The sequence below is a fragment of the Streptomyces sp. CNT360 genome, assembly GCF_000424785.1.
This window is the reverse complement of record NZ_AUKO01000002.1, coordinates 280,227-298,861: the sequence shown is the minus strand read 5'-3', so window position 1 is coordinate 298,861 and position 18,635 is coordinate 280,227. Positions and strand designations below refer to the sequence as shown.

Here is an 18,635-nt window from a genome sequence, read left to right as displayed (position 1 = left end):
GGCACGGCCGCCCCGGTGCTCACAAGGTGCGCTCCAGGCGGTCGGCGAGCACCTTGACGAAGCCCGCCGGGTCCGCCAGCTCACCGCCCTCGGCCAGCAGCGCCATGCCGTGCAGCAGATCGGCCGTCCCGCCCAGCTCGGTGCGGTCCGTCTGCTCGCCGTAGGCACGGTTGAGGCCCTTGACCAACGGGTGCCCGGGGTTGAGCTCCAGGATCCGCTTGCTGTGCGGCACCTCCTGTCCCATGGCCCGGTACATCCGCTCCAGCGCCGGCGTCACATCGTGCGTGTCCGAGACGACGCAGGCCGGGGAGTCGGTGAGCCGCGAGGAGAGGCGCACCTCCTTGAGGTCCTCGCTCAGCCGCTCGGTCATCCAGGACAGCAGGTCCGCGAACTCCTGCTGCTGTTGCTCACGCTCGGTCTCCCTCTCCCGCTTCTCCTCCTCGGTGCCGAGATCGACCTCACCCTTGGAGACGGAGCGGAGCTGCTTGCCCTCGAAGTCGGGGACGGCCTCGACCCACACCTCGTCGACCGGGTCGGTCAGCAGCAGCACCTCGATGCCCTGGGCCCGGAACGCCTCCATGTGGGGCGAGTTCTCGACGGCCGAGCGCGATTCGCCGGTGACGTAGTAGATGTGCTCCTGGCCCTCCTTCATCCGCTCCACGTACTGCGCCAGCGTGGTGGGCTCGTCCTTGTCGTGCGTGGAGGCGAAGGAGGCGACCTCCAGGAGGGTTTCGCGGTTCTCGAAGTCGCTCAGCAGCCCCTCCTTGAGGACGCTGCCGAACTCCCGCCAGAACGTGGCGTACCGGTCCGGGTCCTTGGTGCGCATCTCCTTGACCGTGGAGAGCACCTTCTTCGCCAGCCGGCGGTGCATGAGCTGGATCTGCCGGTCCTGCTGCAGGATCTCCCGCGACACGTTGAGCGAGAGGTCCTGCGCATCGACGACACCTTTGACGAACCGCAGGTAGGGCGGCAGCAGCGCCTCGCAGTCGTCCATGATGAAGACGCGCTTCACGTACAGGTGGACGCCCCGCTTCGCCCCCTGCTGGAAGAGGTCGTGCGGCGCCTGGGAGGGGATGAACAGCAGCGCCTGGTACTCGAAGGTGCCCTCCGCCGCCAGCCGGATCGTCTCCAGGGGGTCGTTCCAGTCGTGGCTGATGTGCTTGTACAGCTCGTGGTACTCGTCGTCGGAGACCTCGCTGCGTGGGCGGGCCCACAGGGCCTTCATCGAGTTCAGCGTCTCGGGCTCCTGAGCGGCCCCCTCACCGGCCTCGCTCTCGCCGTCCGGCCCCTCCTCGTCCGCACTCCCGCCGCCGGGCGTCCCGACGGGCTCGGCGGCCATCCTGATGGGCCAGGTGATGAAGTCCGAGTACCGCTTGACGATCTCCTTGATCTTCCACGGCGAGGTGTAGTCGTAGAGCCTGTCCTCGGTGTCCACCGGCTTGAGGTGCAGAGCGACCGAGGTGCCCTGCGGGGCGTCCGTGACGTCCTCGATCGTGTAGGTGCCTTCGCCGGTGGACTTCCAGCGGGTGCCCTGTTCCTCGCCGGCACGGCGGGTCAGCAACGTCACCTCGTCGGCGACCATGAAGCCGGAGTAGAAGCCGATGCCGAACTGCCCGATCAGCTCCTCCGCCGCGGGGGAGCCGCCGTCCTCGCCGCCGCCCTTGGCCTGCTGCGCCTCCGAGAGCTTTTCCAGGAATTGAGCGGTCCCCGAGTGCGCGATCGTTCCGATCAGCTCGACGACCTCGTCGCGTGACATGCCGATGCCGTTGTCCCGCACGGTGAGCGTACGGGCCTCCTTGTCGGCCTCGATGTCGATGTGCAGGTCGGAGATGTCCGCGTCGAGGGAGTCGTCGCGGAGCGCCTCCAGACGCAGCTTGTCGAGCGCGTCGGAGGCGTTGGAGACGAGTTCCCGCAAGAACACGTCCTTGTTCGAGTAGATGGAGTGCACCATCATCTGGAGGAGCCGACGGGCTTCCACCTGGAACTCGAACGTCTCGATTGTCTCGGTCGACATGATCCGTGATTCCTTCTCGGGCCATCCGGTGACGGAACTGACCTACGCACTGTATGCGAGCAGGTGGGACGTCCGCTGCCGCATCCGCGCACACCGGCGCACGCCGCCGCGCTCACCATGAACCGGCGTCCCCGATGCGCCGACGAGGGACCGCCCGGCGGAGTCGGCAGGGCCCGCGGCTTCACGACACGGTGAAGGTCCAGGTGCCGGAGCCGACCCGGTAGCCGGCGGTGCGCTCGGTGGCCTCGGTCTGCCGGGCCCCGTCGGGAGCCTGAACCCGGTGGTGCCGCGCCGTCACCGGAACGCCGACGGTGGCCGTGGTGTTGGCCGGGATCGTGACGGACAGCCGCAGCGTGCCGCCGCTGCGCCTCCACCGGCTGGCGACGCGGCCGCGCACCGTCTCCAGCGCGGCGGAGACGTGGTCCAGGGAGCGGGGGACGGCCGGTGCGACGTCGATTCGGCGGTAGCCCGGCTGTGCGGGCCGGATGCCCGCGAGCACGGTGTACAGCGAGGTGTTGACGCCGGCGAACATCGCGTGGTCGTGCGTGTCCATGGAGGCGCGGTAGAGCCACTGCTCCCAGCTCGTGGTGGCACCGTGGGCGATCTGGAAGCCGAAGCCCGGGTAGTCGCGGCGGTGGAGCAGCGTCATGGCCAGGTCGGTGCGGTCGACGGCGGCCAGGGCGTCGACCAGGTAGCGGGTGCCGAAGATGCCGGTGTCCAGGTGGCTGCCGTCCTTCTCCGTGATGGTGCGCCCGCTGCCTCCCGCCGATCCCGTCGTGGACGGGTGGCGTGTCCGCCCGCTCGTATGGCTCGAATTCATGCCCTCTGTCGAGGGGAAGTGGTCGGAAGCAATGCTTCCTCATGGAAGGGTGGATTCCTCATCCCCGTCGACCAGGAACTCTGTGTTACACAGCGTTAATCATCAGGAATTCTTTGGGAGTTGTTCGAGACAAATCACAACAGAGCCGCCATGGCGGATGCGTGCATGGTAGGAAGGTGGCTGGCAATGGCGGCAGGTGCTCCACGGCACGGGGGGAATGCATGGTCGACTCGTGGTTTCCGCGAGAAATACGCCCGGTGAACGTCAGGTTCCGGCTTTTCTGTTTTCCTTATGCGGGAGGCGGAGCCGCGGTCTACCGGGACTGGTCCGAGTCGTTCCCGCCGTGGGTCGAGGTGATTCCGCTCGTGCCGCCCGGGCGTGAACACCGCGTGGACGAGGAGCCGTGCGCAGACCTGAAAAGCCTGGTCGACGGCGCCGCCACCGCCCTGCGTCCGCACCTCGACGTTCCCTACGCGCTCTTCGGGCACAGCCTCGGGGCGCTGGTCGCGTACCACGCCGCGCACTGGCTGCGGGACGCGGGCCTGACCGGCCCGGACCACCTGTTCGTCGCCGGGCACCGCGCACCGCAGCTTCCGGACCGGGTGCCCGCGCTCTACGGGCTGCCCGACGACGCGTTCGTGGACGGCGTCACCGAGCTGGGCGGCATGCCGGCCGAACTGGCGGCCGAGCCGGAGTTCCTGCGCTACGCGCTGCCCGCGCTGCGCGCCGACTTCACCATCAGCGACACCTACACCTGGGCCGGGTTGCCGCCGCTCGACTGCCCCGTGACCGCCTTCGGCGGCGTCAGCGACCCCACCGTCTCCGAACCGGAGCTGGCCGCCTGGCGGGAGACCACCACCGGGGTGTTCCGCTCGCGGCAACTGCCCGGCGACCACTTCTTCCTCAACTCCGCTCGTCACCTGCTGACGGGCATGGTGGAAAGCGGTATTCAGCGCGGGATGCGCGCACGCGCCCGCCTCGCCCGCTGATATACGTGCCTTCTCTCCCGTAACTCCTGCCCACCCGCGTCTCGCACGCCTGCTGATTCCACTTCCGTCGCGTTCTGCCACTCGCGCGACGGCACCAGCGTGTCTCGGGCCCCGGCAAGCCGGAGGCGCCGGGGAAATCCTTGTCGCTGTGCAGACCTGCACGTCGCGCGGCCCCGTACGAAAGGGAATCGGTGTTGCTCTCCGAAGAATCGCCGGCCGGTACCGGCCCAGCGCACGCCCCGGATCACGAGCCGATCGCCGTCATCGGAATGGCCGGCAGATTCCCGGGCGCGCCCGACCTCGCGACCTTCTGGGAACTCCTGGCCTCCGGCGGGGACGCCATCGCTCCCGTGCCTCCCGAGCGTGCGGAGATCACCGAGGCCCTCACCGGTGAGAGTCAGGCCGGGCGGCTCGGCGGCTTCCTGGAGGACATCGACCGGTTCGACGCCGCGTTCTTCGGCATCTCGCCCAAGGAAGCGGCCCGGATGGACCCGCAGCAGCGGCTGATGCTGGAGGTCGCCCAGGACGCCCTGGTCGACGCCGGGCTCCCCGCCTCGTCGCTCGCCGGGAGCGATACCGGTGTCTACGTCGGACAGCTCGGCGGGGACTACTGGCACCTGCAGTGCCGCGACCCGCACGACCTGAGCCTGTACTCCACCACCGGGGCGGCCTCCCGCGCCGCCACCTCTGGCCGGCTCTCCTACACCTACGACCTGCGCGGGCCCAGCTTCACCGTGGACACCGCATGCTCCAGCGCGCTGGTGGCGGTGCATCAGGCACTGCGCGCGCTGCGCTCGGGCGAGTGCGGTCTCGCGCTGGTCGGCGGGGTGAACCTCGTCCTGCTGCCGCACGAGACGCTGACCTACCGCAGCGCCGACATGCTCGCGGCCGACGGCCGCTGCAAGTTCGGCGACGAGCGCGCCGACGGCTTCGTACGCAGCGACGGTGCCGGGCTGGTGGTACTCAAACCGCTCAGCCGGGCCAGGGCCGACGGCGACCGTGTCCGGGCCGTGCTGCGCGGCTCCGCCGTCACCAACGACGGCCGCTCCAGCGGCTATCTGACCACCCCCGCAGTCGAGGGGCAGCGGCAGGTCCTCCAGGCCGCGTACGCAGACGCCGGTGTCGACCCCGCCCGCGTCGACTACGTCGAGGCGCACGGCACCGGCACCCGGGCCGGAGATCCGGTGGAGCTGGAGGCGCTGGGAGAGGTGCTCGGCCCGGGGCGGGACCGGCGGTTGCTGGTCGGTTCCGTCAAGACCAACATCGGGCACACCGAGGCCGCGTCGGGCATCGCCTCGCTCCTCAAGACGGTGCTCAGCCTGCAGCACGGCACGGTGCCGCCCGTGCTGCACCTGCGCACCCCCTCCAGCGCCATTCCGTGGGAGCGGCTCCCCTTCGACCTGCCCACCCAGGTCACCGAGCTGCCCGAGGACGGCCGACCCGCGCTGGCGGGGATATCCAACTTCGGCATCTCCGGCACCAACGCGCACCTTGTCGTGGAGGCCGCTCCGGCTCCGGAGCCCGCGCAGGACACCGGCCGCCCCCAGTTGCTGACCGTCTCCGGGCAGAGCGAGGAAGCCGTGCGCGACCTCGCCGCCCGCACCGCCGGACTGCTGCGGTCGGCACAGGCACCCGCGCTGCGGGACCTGGCGTACTCCCAGGCGGTACGGCGCGAGCACGAGGAGATACGCCTGGCCGTCGTCGCGCGGACCACCGAGGAGGCCGCCGCCGCGCTGAGCGGCTACTGCGAAGGCTCCGACCGCGCACTGCCGCGGGGAGCCCACTGCGACACCGCTTCGACGGCTGCACGGCCCCGCGTCGTCTTCGTGTTCCCCGGCCAGGGCTCGCAGTGGCTCGGCATGGGACGCGAACTCCTGGAGACCTCCGCGGCGTTCCGAGGCGCCCTGACCGAGTGCGACGCGGTGATCCAGCGCGAAGCCGGCTGGTCGGTCCTGGAACTGCTGCGCGCGGGCGACGAGGAGCGGTTCGGCACGCTCGACATCATCCAGCCCACCCTGTGGGCGATGGAGGTCGCCCTCGCGGCACAGTGGCGCTCCTGGGGCATCCACCCCGACGCCGTCCTCGGGCACAGCATGGGGGAGACCGCCGCCGCCTGCGTCGCCGGCGCGCTGAGCACCGCCGACGCCGGTGCCGTCATCTGCCGCCGCAGCAAGCTCGCCAAACGGCTCTCCGGGCAGGGCACGATGGCCTGGGTGGAGCTGCCGGCCGACGCGTGCGAGCAGTTGCTGCGGGACACCGGCGCCGCGGACTCCGTCTCCGTCGCCGTGAGCAACAGCCCCGGCTCCACCGTCGTCTCCGGCGCTCCCGAGACGGTGGACCGGCTGCTGGCCGACCTGACCGAGAGGGAGATCTTCGCCCGCCGGGTGAACGTCGACTTCGCCTCGCACAGCCCGCAGATGGACGCCCTGCGCACGGAACTGACCGATTCCCTCGCCGACATCCGCCCCGCCGCCGGGCAGATCCCCATCCGGTCCACCGTGCGGGACGCGGTGATCGACGGCAGTGCCATGGACGCCGCCTACTGGGCCGACAACCTCCGCCGTCCGGTGGCGTTCTCCTCCTGCGTCCGCGCCGAAGCCCAGGAGGGGAGCGACGCCGGGGGCCGCACGGTCTTCCTGGAGATCAGCCCCCACCCGATCCTGCACACCGCCGTCCAGGAGAACCTCGACGCGTTCGGTCTGGAAGGCCGCTCGGCCGGTTCGCTCCGTCGGGAGGAGGGCGAGCGGGAGAGCCTGCTGGATGCGCTCGGCCTGCTCCACACGGCGGGCGTGACGGCCGACTGGGCCGAGGTGTGCGACCCGGAGGCCCGCCTGACCACCCTGCCGGGCCACCCCTGGCAGCGCGAACGCCACTGGCACGCACCCTCGCCGCCCGCCGCCCCCGCCCTCGCCGCGGTGGGCGGGCAGGCGCCGTCCGCCGCCGCCCCGCACCCGCTGCTGGGCCGGTTCGTCGCGGACGGGGTGTGGGAGGGACCGCTGGACCTGACACGCAACGCCTACCTCAACGACCACCGGGTGCACGGCACCGTGATCCTGCCCGGCATGGCCTACGTGGAGCTGGCACTGGCCGCCGGGCGGGAACTCCTCGGCGGCTGCGCCGAGGTCGCAGGCCTGGACTTCCGCTCCGCCCTCTTCCTGCTGCCCGGCGAACCTCCGGCACTGCGCATCAGCACCACCCCGCAGGGCGCCGGGCACCGCTTCGAGGTGGCCAGCCGGGTGGCGTCCGACGAGCCCTGGCAGCCGCACGTCACCGGCCTCCTCCTGCCTGCGGGCCCGGCGGACCCCGCGCAGCCGATGGAGCAGGTGGCGGCCCGCTGCGGGGACCGGCGTGCGGGCGAGGAGTTCTACCGGCGGCACGCCGAGCGCGGCAACGAGTGGCGCGGCGTCTTCCGCGGCATCAACGAGGTCGCCCGGGGCGCCGGCGAGGCCGTGGCCACCATCGAGTGCCCGCCGCTGCGTGACCTGTCCGCGCACGTCTTCCATCCCGCCCTGCTGGACGCCGTCGGGCAGACCCTCGCCGCCACGGTCGCCTGGCCCGGTGAGGCCGACTGCGCCGAGGACGCCTTCGTCCTGGGCAGCCTCGGACGACTGCGGGTGCACCGGAAGGCCACCACACGGATGTGGGCACACGTACGCCTCACCTCCGACGTGGCCGGGGAAGCCTTCACCGGTGACATCGACGTCCTCGACGCGGGCGGAGCACACCTGGCCGAGCTGCGGGACCTGCGGCTGCGGTACCTGCCGCAGGACGGAAGCGCAGGGACGCACCCCGACTGGCAGTACACCCTCCGCTGGCAGCCCGCTCCGGCCGTGCCCGGCACGGCCCCGGCCGACTGGCTGGTGGTGGGAGACCCGGACGGGCCGCGGGACGCGGTCGTCACGCTGCTGCGGGAGGCGGGCCACCACGCCCGCGGTGCGGAGGAGTTCACCGCTGCCGGCACCGTCCCCGAGGCGCTCGTCGACCTGCGTGCGCTCACCGCGGTGCCCACCACGGTGCCCACCACGGCGTCCGCGCCGCCCGGCGGCGCCGACGTCTGCGGCCCGGTACTGGAACAGGTGCGTGCACTCGGCGAGGCACAGCCCCGGCTGTGGCTGGTGACGCGAGGGGCCCAGCAGGTCGGCTCCGCGGACGACGTGAACCCCTCCCAGGCACCCCTGTGGGGTCTGGGCCGCACCTTGGCGCAGGAACAGCCGGGGCTGTGCACCACCCTGCTCGACCTGGATCCGGCCGAGGACCCGGGAGACGCGGCCCGCACCCTCGTCGCCGAACTGCTGAGCGGCGACACCGCCGAGGACCAGATCGCGCTGCGCAGCGGCCGCCGCAGCGCCGCCCGGCTGGTACCCCGCCGCCCCCGCACCCCGCAGCAGGCGCCCGCCCAGGAGTGCACCCGGCTGCTGGGCATGGACGCCCCCGGAAGCCTGGACGACCTGGAGCTGCGGGAGACCGGACGGCGGGCGCCGGGGCCCGGTGAGATCGAGATCCGGGTGGCGCATGCCGCGCTCAACTACCGTGACGTGCTCAGCGCCATGGGCGCCTACCCGGGGCAGGGCACCGGCAGCCCGATGCTCGGCTGGGAGTGCGCGGGCACCGTCAGCGCGGTCGGCCCCGGAGTGCACGAACTCGCCGTGCACGACCAGGTGGTGGCCCTCGCGCATCCCACGCTGGCCGACCATGTGGTCACCCGGTCCTGCCTGGCGGCGCCCGTGCCGAAGCGGATGACCACCGCCGAGGCCGCGACGGTGCCGGCCGCGTTCCTCACCGCCCATCACGCGCTGGTCGGACTGGCCCGGATCACCGAGGGCGACCGTGTGCTCGTGCACTCCGGAACCGGCGGAGTCGGCATGGCGGCGCTCCAGATCGCACAGTGGCGCGGAGCGCGGGTGCTGGCCACCGCGGGCAGCGAGGAGAAACGGACCCTGCTGCGGGCGCTGGGCGTACGCCACGTCGCCGACTCGCGCTCCCTGGACTTCGGCCGGGAGTTCGCCGAGGCCGTCGGGGAAGTGGACGTGGTGCTCAACACCCTCACCGGCGAGGCCGTGGACACCAACCTCGAACTCCTCGCCCCCTACGGCCACTACGTCGAGCTGACCAAGCGGGACATCGCCGAGAACCGGCCGATCGGCATGGCGGCGCTGGCCCGCAACCAGTCGTTCTCGGCCGTCGATGTGATCGACATGATCGAGAACCGCCCCGAGGAGGCCGGGCGCGTGCTGCGGGAGGTGCTCTCCCTGGCCGGCCAGGGCGTGCTGCGGCCGCTGCCGTACCACGAGTTCCCGGCGTACGAACCGGTCGCCGCCTTCCGGCTGATGGCGCGCTCCCGCCACACGGGCAAGGTCGTGCTCGACATGTCCCGCACCAGCCGACCGGGTGGCCGGCCACAGGAGGGGCCGGCGATCCGTCCGGACGCCACCTACGTGGTGACCGGCGGACTCGGCGGGATCGGCGGCGAGACAGCCCGCTGGCTGGTGGCCGGCGGTGCCCGGCAGCTCCTCCTCACCGGACGGAGCGCACTGCCGGCGGACCCGCACCCGCTGCTGGCACAACTGCGTGAAGCCGGCGCCCAGGTGGAGTACGCCGCACTCGACGCCGCCGACGAACCGGCGCTGCGCCAGGTGCTGGACCGCCGGTCGGCCGCCGGTCTTGCGCCGGTGCGCGGAGTGCTGCACACCGCGGGTGTACTGGAGTACCGGACGCTCGCCGACACCGGTGCGGCGGACCTGGAACGGGCGACCCGCGCCAAGATCGAGGGGACCCGGGTGCTGGCCCGGGTGCTGGAGAAGGAGCCGCTGGACTTCTTGGCGCTGTTCTCCTCCGGCTCCAGCGTGCTGGGCTCTCCCATGCTCGGCGGCTACGCGGCGGGAAACGCCTTCCTCGACACCTTCGCCCGCCACCTGCGCCGCACGGGAATGCCTGCGTTCGCGGTCAACTGGGGCTTCTGGGACGAGGTCGGCATGGTCGCCCGGACAGCGGCCGAGGAGGAGCGCTCACTGGTGCCGCGCGGCATGAGGGCGTTCGCCCCGGCGGAGGGCATCCAGATCCTCGCGGCACTGCTCGCCGAGGGCCCGGAAGCAGCGGACGGCACCGTGGTGATGCCGACCGACTGGGCCACCTGGCGTGCGGCCTACCCGCAGGCGGCTCAGGCCCCGCTGCTGCGCGCGGTGGCAGTACCCGCAGCGCCGGAGGCCGCAGGCGGCCCTGCCGCACAGGCCGCGGCGCCGGAACCGGAACCCGACCCGGAACAGGCGCCGCTGTCCTCGGCTGTGCTCCCGGAGGACAGCGAGGGGCTCCACCGCTACCTGGCCGAACAGCTCGCCCGTGTCCTGGGGTCGAGCGCGGACCGCATCCCGCACACCCGCCCGCTCAACCGGCTGGGGCTCGACTCCCTGATGGCCACCGAGGTACGCACACGGATCCAGCGCGACCTGCACGTCACCCTTCCGGTGGTCAAGCTGCTGGGCCGGCACACACTCACCGATGTGGCCGCCGCCGTCGGGGAGAAACTCGGCAGCACCGCCGAGGACAGCGCCCCGTCCGCCCCGCAGACCGCGGCGGACGGCCCGGCCGAGGTCCCGACCAGTACCCGCACCGACGACGGCTGGGAGGTGGTGGAGCTGTGAGCGCCCCCTACGAGGAGACGACCCCCCAGGAACTGCTGGCCGAACTGCGCCGGCGCGGCGCCGAACTCGGCGTCGAGGACGGCAAGCTGCGCTGCCGCGCCCCCGAAGGGGTGCTCGACGCCCGGTTGCGCGGGGCCCTCACCCGGCACCGTGACGCACTGGTCGCGGAGCTGACCGGGCCGGTCCTGCGCCCGGATCCGGACCACGCGCACGAGCCCTTCCCCCTCACCGACATCCAGGAGGCGTACTGGCTGGGCCGTACCGACGCCTACTCCATGGGCGGGGTCTCCGCGCACCTGTACATGGAGTTCGACAACGACCACCTCGACCCCGGCCGCTTCGAGCGGGCCTGGCAGCAGGTGGTACGACGGCACGGCATGCTGCGGGCCGTCGTCGGGCCGGACGGCCTCCAGCGCGTGCTGCCCGACCCGCCCGAAGCGACGGTGCGCGTGCACGACCTGCGGAAGCTGGAGCAGACACAGGCCGAGCAGGAACTGGCCGGCATCCGGGCGCAGATGTCGCACCAGGTGCTGCCTGCCGACCGCTGGCCGCTGCACGACCTGCGGGTCAGCCTGCTGCCCGACGGCCGCCGCCGGGTGCACCTGAGCGGGGACATCCTCCCGATGGACGGCTGGAGCTGGCAGGTGGCCTTCACCGAGTGCGGCCGCCTCTACGAGGACCCGGACTGCGCACTGCCGCCACTTCAACTGGGCTTCCGCGACTACGTGCTGGCCGAACGCGCCCTGCGCGACGGGCCGGAGTACCGGGCCGCGCAGGACTACTGGCGCGCCTGCGCGGCCGAACTGCCGTCCCCGCCGCAGCTTCCGCTGCGCCAGGCCCCGGACACCCTGGAGAGCACACGCTTCGAACGGCACGCCCGGCAGGTGCCCGCCGAGGTGTGGGCGCGCATCAAGGAGCGGACCTCTCTCAACGGGCTCACCCCCTCCGCCGTGCTGCTGACCGCCTACAGCGCCGTACTGGCCCGGTGGAGCAGGAACCCCCGCCATCTGCTGTCCCTCACCCTCTTCAACCGGCTGCCACTCCATCGCGAGGTCGACGACATCGCCGGGGACTTCACCTCCTTCGTCCTGCTGGACGCCGATCACAGCGGTGACGTCCCGTTCGCGGAGCGCGCCCACCGCCTGCAGGAGCAGCTCCACGAGCGGCTGGAACACACCCGGGTCAGCGGTGTCGAGGTGCTGCGGGAGATCACCCGGCAGCAGGGCGAGGCGTCCGCGCCGGTCGTACTGACCAGCCTGATCAACCACCGCGGACACGGCATGGAGCCGTTCCGCTGGCTGGGCGAGCAGGTCCACGGCATCTCGCAGACTCCGCAGGTGTGGATCGACCACCAGGTCTTCGAGGACGACGGTGCGCTCCAGATGCACTGGGACGTGGTCGCGGACCTGTTCCCCGACGGAGTGCCCGAGGCGATGCTCGACGCCTGTGTCCGGCTGCTCGGCTCCCTGGAGCACCAGGAGGGCTGGGACGGGCCCGGCCCCTGTCTGCTGCCGGCTGAGCAGCGTGCGGCGCGTGCGGTGTACAACGATACGGCTGGTGAGGTGCCGGCGGAGACGTTGCACGGTCTGTTCGTGCGGCAGGTGGAGCGTACGCCGGATGCGGTGGCGGTGATCTGTGAGGACGAGCAGCTCACCTATGCGGAACTCGACGCCCTCTCCGACCGGGTGGCAGGTCGGCTGGCGGCCGAGGGTTGCGCGCGGGGCGAGCTGGTCGGCGTGGTGATGGACAAGAGCTGCGAGCAGATCGCGGCGGTGCTGGGGGTGCTCAAGTGCGGCGCCGCCTACGTGCCTGTGGACCCCGGCTGGCCGCAGGACCGGCGGGACAGCGTGTTGCGGCGCGCGGGAGCCGGCCAGGTGCTGTCCCAGTCCTGGCTCGCCGTTCCCGGAGCGCTGGAGGTGGACCGGCTTCCCGCTACGGAGGACGCGGCGCCGCTGCCTCCTGTCGTGCGGTCCGAGGCCGGTGATCTGGCGTATGTGATTTTTACGTCGGGGTCGACGGGGGTGCCGAAGGGTGTGGCGGTGGAGCATGGTGCTGCGGTGAATACGGTGGTGGGTGTGTGTGAGCGGTGGGGTGTGGGGGTGGGGGATCGGGTGTTTGGTGTGTCGGGGTTGTCGTTTGATTTGTCGGTGTGGGATGTGTTTGGTGCGTTGGGTGTGGGGGCGGGGTTGGTGTTGCCGGGTGAGCATGCGCGGCGGGATCCGGCGGTGTGGTCGGAGGAGATGGTGGCGTGTGGGGTGACGGTGTGGAATTCGGCTCCGGCGTTGATGGAGTTGTTGGTGGATTATGCGGGGGGTCGTGGGGGTGTGGTTCCGGGGGGTTTGCGGTTGGTGTTGTTGTCGGGGGATTGGATTCCGGTGGGGTTGCCGGGTCGGTTGCGGGAGTTGGTGTCGGGTGTGCGGGTGGTGGGTCTGGGTGGTGCGACGGAGGCGTCGATCTGGTCGATTGCGTTTGAGGTGGGGGTGGTTGATGGGGGGTGGCGGTCGATTCCGTATGGGTGTCCGTTGGTGAATCAGCGGGTGTATGTGTTGGATGAGGGGTTGCGGGAGTGTCCTGATTTTGTGGTGGGGCAGTTGTTTATTGGTGGTGTGGGTTTGGCGCGGGGGTATTGGGGTGCGGGTGGGTTGTCGGATGAGGCGTTTGTGGTGCATCCGGTGTCGGGGGAGCGGTTGTATCGGACGGGGGATCTGGGGCGGTTTGTTCCGGAGGGGTGGGTGGAGTTTTTGGGGCGTGAGGATGGTCAGGTGAAGATTGCGGGGTATCGGATCGAGTTGGGGGAGATCGAGGCGGTTGCGGCGCGGTGTGCGGGGGTGCGTGCTGCGGTTGCGGCTGTGGTGGGGGAGGGCAGTGGACGCCGCCTGGTCTGCGCCGTGACCGGCGAGACCACCGAGCAGGAGGTACTGGCCACCCTCTCCGCCGCACTGCCCCCTTACATGGTCCCGGCCGGGGTGAGCGTGCTCGACTCCTTGCCGCTCACCCCCAACGGCAAGGTCGACCGCAAGGCCCTCACCGCCCACACTCTCGCCCAGGCTCGCCCGCAGAACCGCAAACGGCCCTTCCAGGCACCCCGTGACGACACCGAACGCCGCATCGCCGAGCTGTGGTCCGAGGCGCTGGACGGCATCGAGGTGGGGGTACGGGACGACTTCTTCGACCTGGGCGGACGCTCGCTGCCCGCACTCCGGCTGATGCTGCGCCTGGAGGGCGAGACGGGGGCCAGGCTGCCGGTCTCCATGCTGCTGCGCGGCGCGACGGTCGCCGACCTGGCCGAGGCCGTACGCGGGGGAGAGCCGACGGGCACCGTACGTGAGGGGGACGCGTGATGGCCGAGATTCTGGACACCGTGGTGATCGGCGGCGGACAGGCAGGGCTGGCCCTGGGCTGGTTCCTGAGCCGCCAGGGCCGGGACTTCCTGATCCTGGAGGCCGCCGACGAAGCCGGTGCCTCCTGGCGCAGCCGCTGGGAGAGTCTGACCCTCTTCACCCCCAACCGCTACTGCGCGCTCCCTGGCACGCCTTTCCCGGGCGCCCCCTACCGGCATGCCGGCAAGGACGACGTCGCCGACTACCTCGCCCACTACGCCGACCAGCACCGTCTGCCCGTGCGCTACGGCGCCGCCGTCATCTCCTGCAGCCGCGACGACGACGGGGTCTTCACGCTCGCCACCGAGAAGGAGACCCTCCGCGCCCGCAGGGTGGTCGCCGCCACCGGCCCCTACCAGGCGCCGGCGCTGCCCGCCGCGGCCGAACGGCTCACCGCGCCCGCGGTGCACAGCTCGCGCTACACCCGCCCCGAGGCGCTGCCGGGCGGACACGTCCTGGTCGTGGGCGCGGGCAACTCCGGTGCGCAGATCGCAGCCGAACTCGCCGCCGACGGCCGCCGGGTCACCCTCGCCGGCCGGCCGCTCCCGCAGGTGCCGCAGCGGCTGGCCGGCCGTGACGTCTACTGGTGGTTCGACAAGCTGGGCATGCTGAGGGTGCGGACGGACAGCCGGATCGGCCGCAAGGCCCGCACACGGGAGACCGTCGTCGGCACGGACCTGCGGCAGTTGGTCGCCGCGGGCGTGCTGGACCGGCGGGAAGGGAAGGTGACCGACTGCGACGGGGAGGCCGTCCGCATCGAGGACGGCACCGTACTGCGCCCCGACGCGGTGGTGTGGGCCACCGGCTACCGGCCCGACCTTCCCTGGCTGGAGCGGCTCCCGGTGCTCGACGGTCACGGGGCGCCGGTGCACCAGGAGGGCGCGACCCGGGTGCCGGGCCTCCACTTCCTCGGCCTGCCGTGGCAGACGCACCGCGCTTCCGCGCTGCTCGCGGGCATCGGCCACGACGCGGCCCTGCTCGCCCGCCGCTTCGCCGCCGAGGGGAAACGGCCGAGCACCGGAGAAAAGCGTTCAGGGGTGGCGGACAAGCGGTCACGTGCGGGCGGGAAGCAGTCGAGCGCCGAAGGGGGACAGCTGTGAGTACGGGGGAGATGGTTCCGCACCAGGAGCGTGCCGCGCTCGGCCGCGCGGCACGGCACACCGTGTCGCCGCTCGGGCCACCACGTACGGAGGACCGCACCGGCGACGTCCTCTCCGGGGTCACCGTGGAGGGCACAGCGGCGACCCTGCCCGAAGCCGTGTGCCGACGCCACCTGCTCGATCTGGGGGCCGCGCTGGAGAACCCGGACGCCGGACCGTTGCGCACCGGCCCCGACGATCCCCTCACCCTGGATCTGTCCTGGGGGCCTCCGGGGCCGGGCCGGCCCCGGGACGAGGTCACCGTGCAGGCGGCCGCCGGGCTGATGCTGCTGCACGGACGCCGTACGGAGGACGGCCCGCGGCGGCTCGGTGTCGACTACGCCTCCGTCGCCGCGGGTGTCGTCGCCACGCAGGGCATGCTCGCCGGTCTGCTGGCCCGTGCTCGCGGCCGGCGGGTCACCACCGTCTCCACCAGCGTGCTGGAGTCGGCGCTGCTGACCGTCTCCCACTACCTGGCGATGGACACGGCCGAGGACGAGTCCTACGAGACGCCGCCGCCGGTCCAGGGCACCCCGCCCCCCTTCCACAGCCGCGAGGGGACCGCCTTCGAACTGGAGTGCCTCGACCCGCGGGTGTGGAAACGCTGGTGGGAACTGCTGGGAGTGTCCGCCGGGACGGCCGGGCGTGGCTGGCTGCCCTACGTACGGCGGTACGCCGACGCCACCGCACCGCTCCCCGCGGAACTGCACGAGGCGACCCGTGCCCGGCCCCTGAGCGAACTGGCCGAGACCGCACGGGAGACCGGCGCGGGTCTGTGTCCGCTGCGCGGCAGTGCGGAGCGACGGGCGGAACTGGGGCTTCAGGGCGACACCAGGATCGGCGCCCCCTGGCGGATCACCCCGCTCGGCCGCGGTGCCGCGGCCCTGCCGCTGGAGCGCGAACTGCCGCTGGCGGGCCTGCGGGTGGTCGAGGCCGGCCGCCGTATCCAGGGACCGCTCGCCGGCAACATGCTGCGCCTGCTGGGAGCGGAGGTGGTGCGCCTGGAACCGGTCGGCGGCGACCTGCTGCGGGGTATGCCGCCGATCGCCGTCGACTGCTCGGCCGGGTTCCTGGCCATCAACCGGGACAAGCGCGTCGTCGAGGCGGACCTGTCCACCCCCGCCGGCCGCGACCTCGCGCTGGAACTGGTCGCCGACGCCGACGTCCTCCTCCACAACTGGGCACCCGGCAAGGCCGCCCAACTGCGTCTGGAAACCGGTGACCTGGCCGCGGTCAACCCGGGCCTGGTGTACGCCTGGGCCTCCGGATGGGCCGACGTACCCGTGCCGGGCGACCTGCCCGGCACCGACTTCCTCGCCCAGGCGCACTCCGGTCTGGCCGAGGCATTGCACCCGGCGGGAGAGCAGCCGGCGGTCTCCCTCGTGACGCTGCTCGACGTGCTCGGTGGCCTGGTCGCCGCCGAGGGCGTACTCGCCGCGCTGCTGGCGCGACAGCGCACCGGCAGGGGCCAGCGGGTTGACTCCAGCCTGCTCTCGGCCGCCGCCGTGCTCCAGACCGACGTCCTGGAAAGCGGCGGGGGCGCAGCGCACTGGGGGCCGCTCGACCGTCCCCTGCCCACCGGCGCGGGCCACCTGATGCTGCCGAAGGGCACGCGCGAGGCCGACCTGTTCGCCGCGGTCGCCACCGCGCAGGGCGCCGCCGGGAGCTCCGGGGAGGGCGAGGGCGCCGGCGGGCTGCCCGTACGGTACGGCCGGCTGGCGGACCGCCCGGCCTCCGCCTGGGTGCCCCTGCTCGACGCCGCGGGGATCCCCGCGGTGGAGGTCTGCTCCGACCTCGCCGCGCTCCCCGCGGACCAGGGCCTGGCCGAGCTCTTCCACCAGAGGGGCGCCGCCTTCCTCGACGCGCCCTGGAGGTTCCGTTGACCCGCCTGCGCGTGCCCGACACGGTCGCGCCCGCGCTGCGCGCATGGTGGCGCGCGGCCGGGTGCTACCAGCAACCCGACGTGTTCACCCTCTTCGCCCGCCACGTCCGGGAACACCCCCGGCGCGCCGCGGTGATCGACGACGACGGGGTGACCACCTACAGCGAACTGCACCATCTGACGCTGCGGCTCGCCGGCGGGCTGCGCCGGGCCGGACTGCGTGCCGGAGAGGTGCTCATGTGCCAGCTCCCGTCGGGGCGGTACGCCGCCGCCGTGGAGCTCGCCGCCGCCGCGCTGGGCTCCGTCGTGCTGCCCGTACCGGCCGGACGTGACCGGCACGACACCGCGCACATCCTGCGCGCCTCCCGTGCCGCCGTGGCGGTGTGCACACCCCAGGCGGCCGGAACGCTGCGCGAACTGCGGGCCACCGGGTGCGGCCTGCGCACCGTCGTCGTCTCCGGCGCGGCGGAAGGCGCCCCCGCACCCGGCGACTGCGTGGATCTGGGCGCGCTGGTGGCCACCGGTCCGCGACTGTCCCGTACGGTGCGCCCCGCGCCCCACGCGCCCGCCCGGATCGTGGTCACCTCCGGCTCCGAGGGGCTGCCCAAGCTGGTCGCCTACTCCCATGAGGCACTGACGGGGGGCCGACGCGGTCCGCTGGGCGCGCTCGTTCGGGACGGCGAACCACCCGTGTCGTTCTTCCTCGTGCCGACCGCCAGTTCCTTCGGCATCCTCGCGGTGCCCGTCACGCTCGCCCGGCACGGCGGGACGCTGCTGGTCACCGCGCGGTTCCAGGCCGAGCGTGCGGCAGCGGCCCTCGTCGCCCACCGGCCGACACACGTGCTGGGTGTGCCCACCATGTTCCAGATGCTGCTGGACACCGTGGCGCTGCGGGACGCCGACCTCTCCTTCGTGCGCGTGTGCGTCTCCGGTGGGGCCCGGCTGGACGCCACCACCCGGGAGCGTGCGGGGCGCCGGTTCGGTGCCGCCGTGATCAACTGCTACGGGTCCGCGGACGGGGTGAGCTGCATGACCGTGCCCGGCGACCCGGAGACGGCCGAGCCCAGTTGCGTGGGACGGCCCGACCCCGACGCGATCGCCATCCGCCTCGTGGGCGAGGACGGGCAGGACGTGGGGCCGGGCCGGCAGGGCGAGGTGTGGGGTCTGGGTCCCCTCTCGCCGCTCGGCTACGTCGGCGACCCCGAACGCAACCTCCGCAACCGGGTCGAGGGCGGCTGGGTGCGTACGGGCGACCTGGGCTGGTGCGATGCCGAGGGCCGGCTGCACATCGCCGGTCGCATGGACGACCTGATCATCCGTGGGGGCCAGAACATCAGCCCGGTGGAGACGGAGCTGCTGCTGTCGGGGCACCCCGCCGTCCGCCAGGTGTGCTGTGTCGCCGTGCCCGACGCGCTGATGGGGGAGCGCGTCTGCGCCTGCGTGGTGCCGGCCGACCCTGCCCGCCCGCCCGGACTCGCCGAGCTGACCTCCTGGCTCCATGACCGCCACGGCCTGGACAAGCGGAAGCTGCCGGAGCTTGTGGAGTTCTTCGCGACCCTCCCGCACGGGGCGGCGGGGAAACCGGACCGCCGGGCCCTGCGCGGCCAGGTGGCCGCAGTGCGCGGCGCCGGCGGTCCGGGAGCGGCGGGTGCGCCGGGCGGGGCGGCGGTGACGGCACCTGCCGCGCCCGCGGCGCCCTCGGCGTCTTCCGAGCCCTCGACGCGCTCCGTTCCCTGACGCGCCGGCCGTTCCCTGACGCCGAGGGGCTCGGAC

General features: G+C 72.6%; 7 protein-coding genes and 1 pseudogene. 6 read left to right on the top strand and 2 right to left on the bottom strand.

All coding sequences use genetic code 11. The features are described 5' to 3' along the window. Window positions 1–19 precede the first annotated feature (19 nt). Together htpG and H297_RS0105860 are read right to left on the bottom strand one after the other, a co-directional pair. Entirely contained in the window at window positions 20–2,014 is a 1,995-nt protein-coding gene (gene htpG, locus H297_RS0105865; protein ID WP_027736280.1) for a molecular chaperone HtpG, read from the bottom strand. Between the two features lie 181 nt (window positions 2,015–2,195). After that, window positions 2,196–2,765: pseudogene (locus H297_RS0105860) on the bottom strand (alpha-L-rhamnosidase C-terminal domain-containing protein); the annotation flags it as partial. A 326-nt stretch (window positions 2,766–3,091) separates the two neighbouring features. Here H297_RS0105860 and H297_RS34750 point away from each other — a divergent pair. The 6 genes from H297_RS34750 to H297_RS34725 all read left to right on the top strand — a co-directional run bounded on the left by H297_RS34750 (window position 3,092) and on the right by H297_RS34725 (window position 18,599). Then, on the top strand, window positions 3,092–3,823 hold the full coding sequence (locus H297_RS34750) for a thioesterase domain-containing protein (RefSeq protein ID WP_158693650.1): 732 nt from the start codon (window positions 3,092–3,094) through the stop codon (window positions 3,821–3,823). A gap of 191 nt (window positions 3,824–4,014) precedes the next feature. After that, window positions 4,015–10,461, top strand: a complete 6,447-nt coding sequence (locus tag H297_RS34745) for a type I polyketide synthase (protein WP_051351569.1) — start codon at window positions 4,015–4,017, stop codon at window positions 10,459–10,461. Then, complete coding sequence (locus H297_RS34740; protein WP_051351568.1) at window positions 10,458–13,802, top strand: non-ribosomal peptide synthetase; 3,345 nt, start codon at window positions 10,458–10,460, stop codon at window positions 13,800–13,802. Before H297_RS34745 ends, H297_RS34740 begins: the two co-directional genes overlap by 4 nt. Further along, on the top strand, window positions 13,802–14,941 hold the full coding sequence (locus H297_RS34735) for a flavin-containing monooxygenase (protein ID WP_064744780.1): 1,140 nt from the start codon (window positions 13,802–13,804) through the stop codon (window positions 14,939–14,941). Before H297_RS34740 ends, H297_RS34735 begins: the two co-directional genes overlap by 1 nt. Then, a complete protein-coding gene (locus tag H297_RS34730; protein ID WP_158693649.1) occupies window positions 14,938–16,863 on the top strand; it encodes a CoA transferase in 1,926 nt (641 codons plus the stop codon). Before H297_RS34735 ends, H297_RS34730 begins: the two co-directional genes overlap by 4 nt. Then, complete coding sequence (locus H297_RS34725; RefSeq protein WP_051351566.1) at window positions 16,860–18,599, top strand: class I adenylate-forming enzyme family protein; 1,740 nt, start codon at window positions 16,860–16,862, stop codon at window positions 18,597–18,599. The genes H297_RS34730 and H297_RS34725 overlap by 4 nt, the downstream gene beginning before the upstream one ends. The last annotated feature ends 36 nt before the right edge of the window (window positions 18,600–18,635 follow it).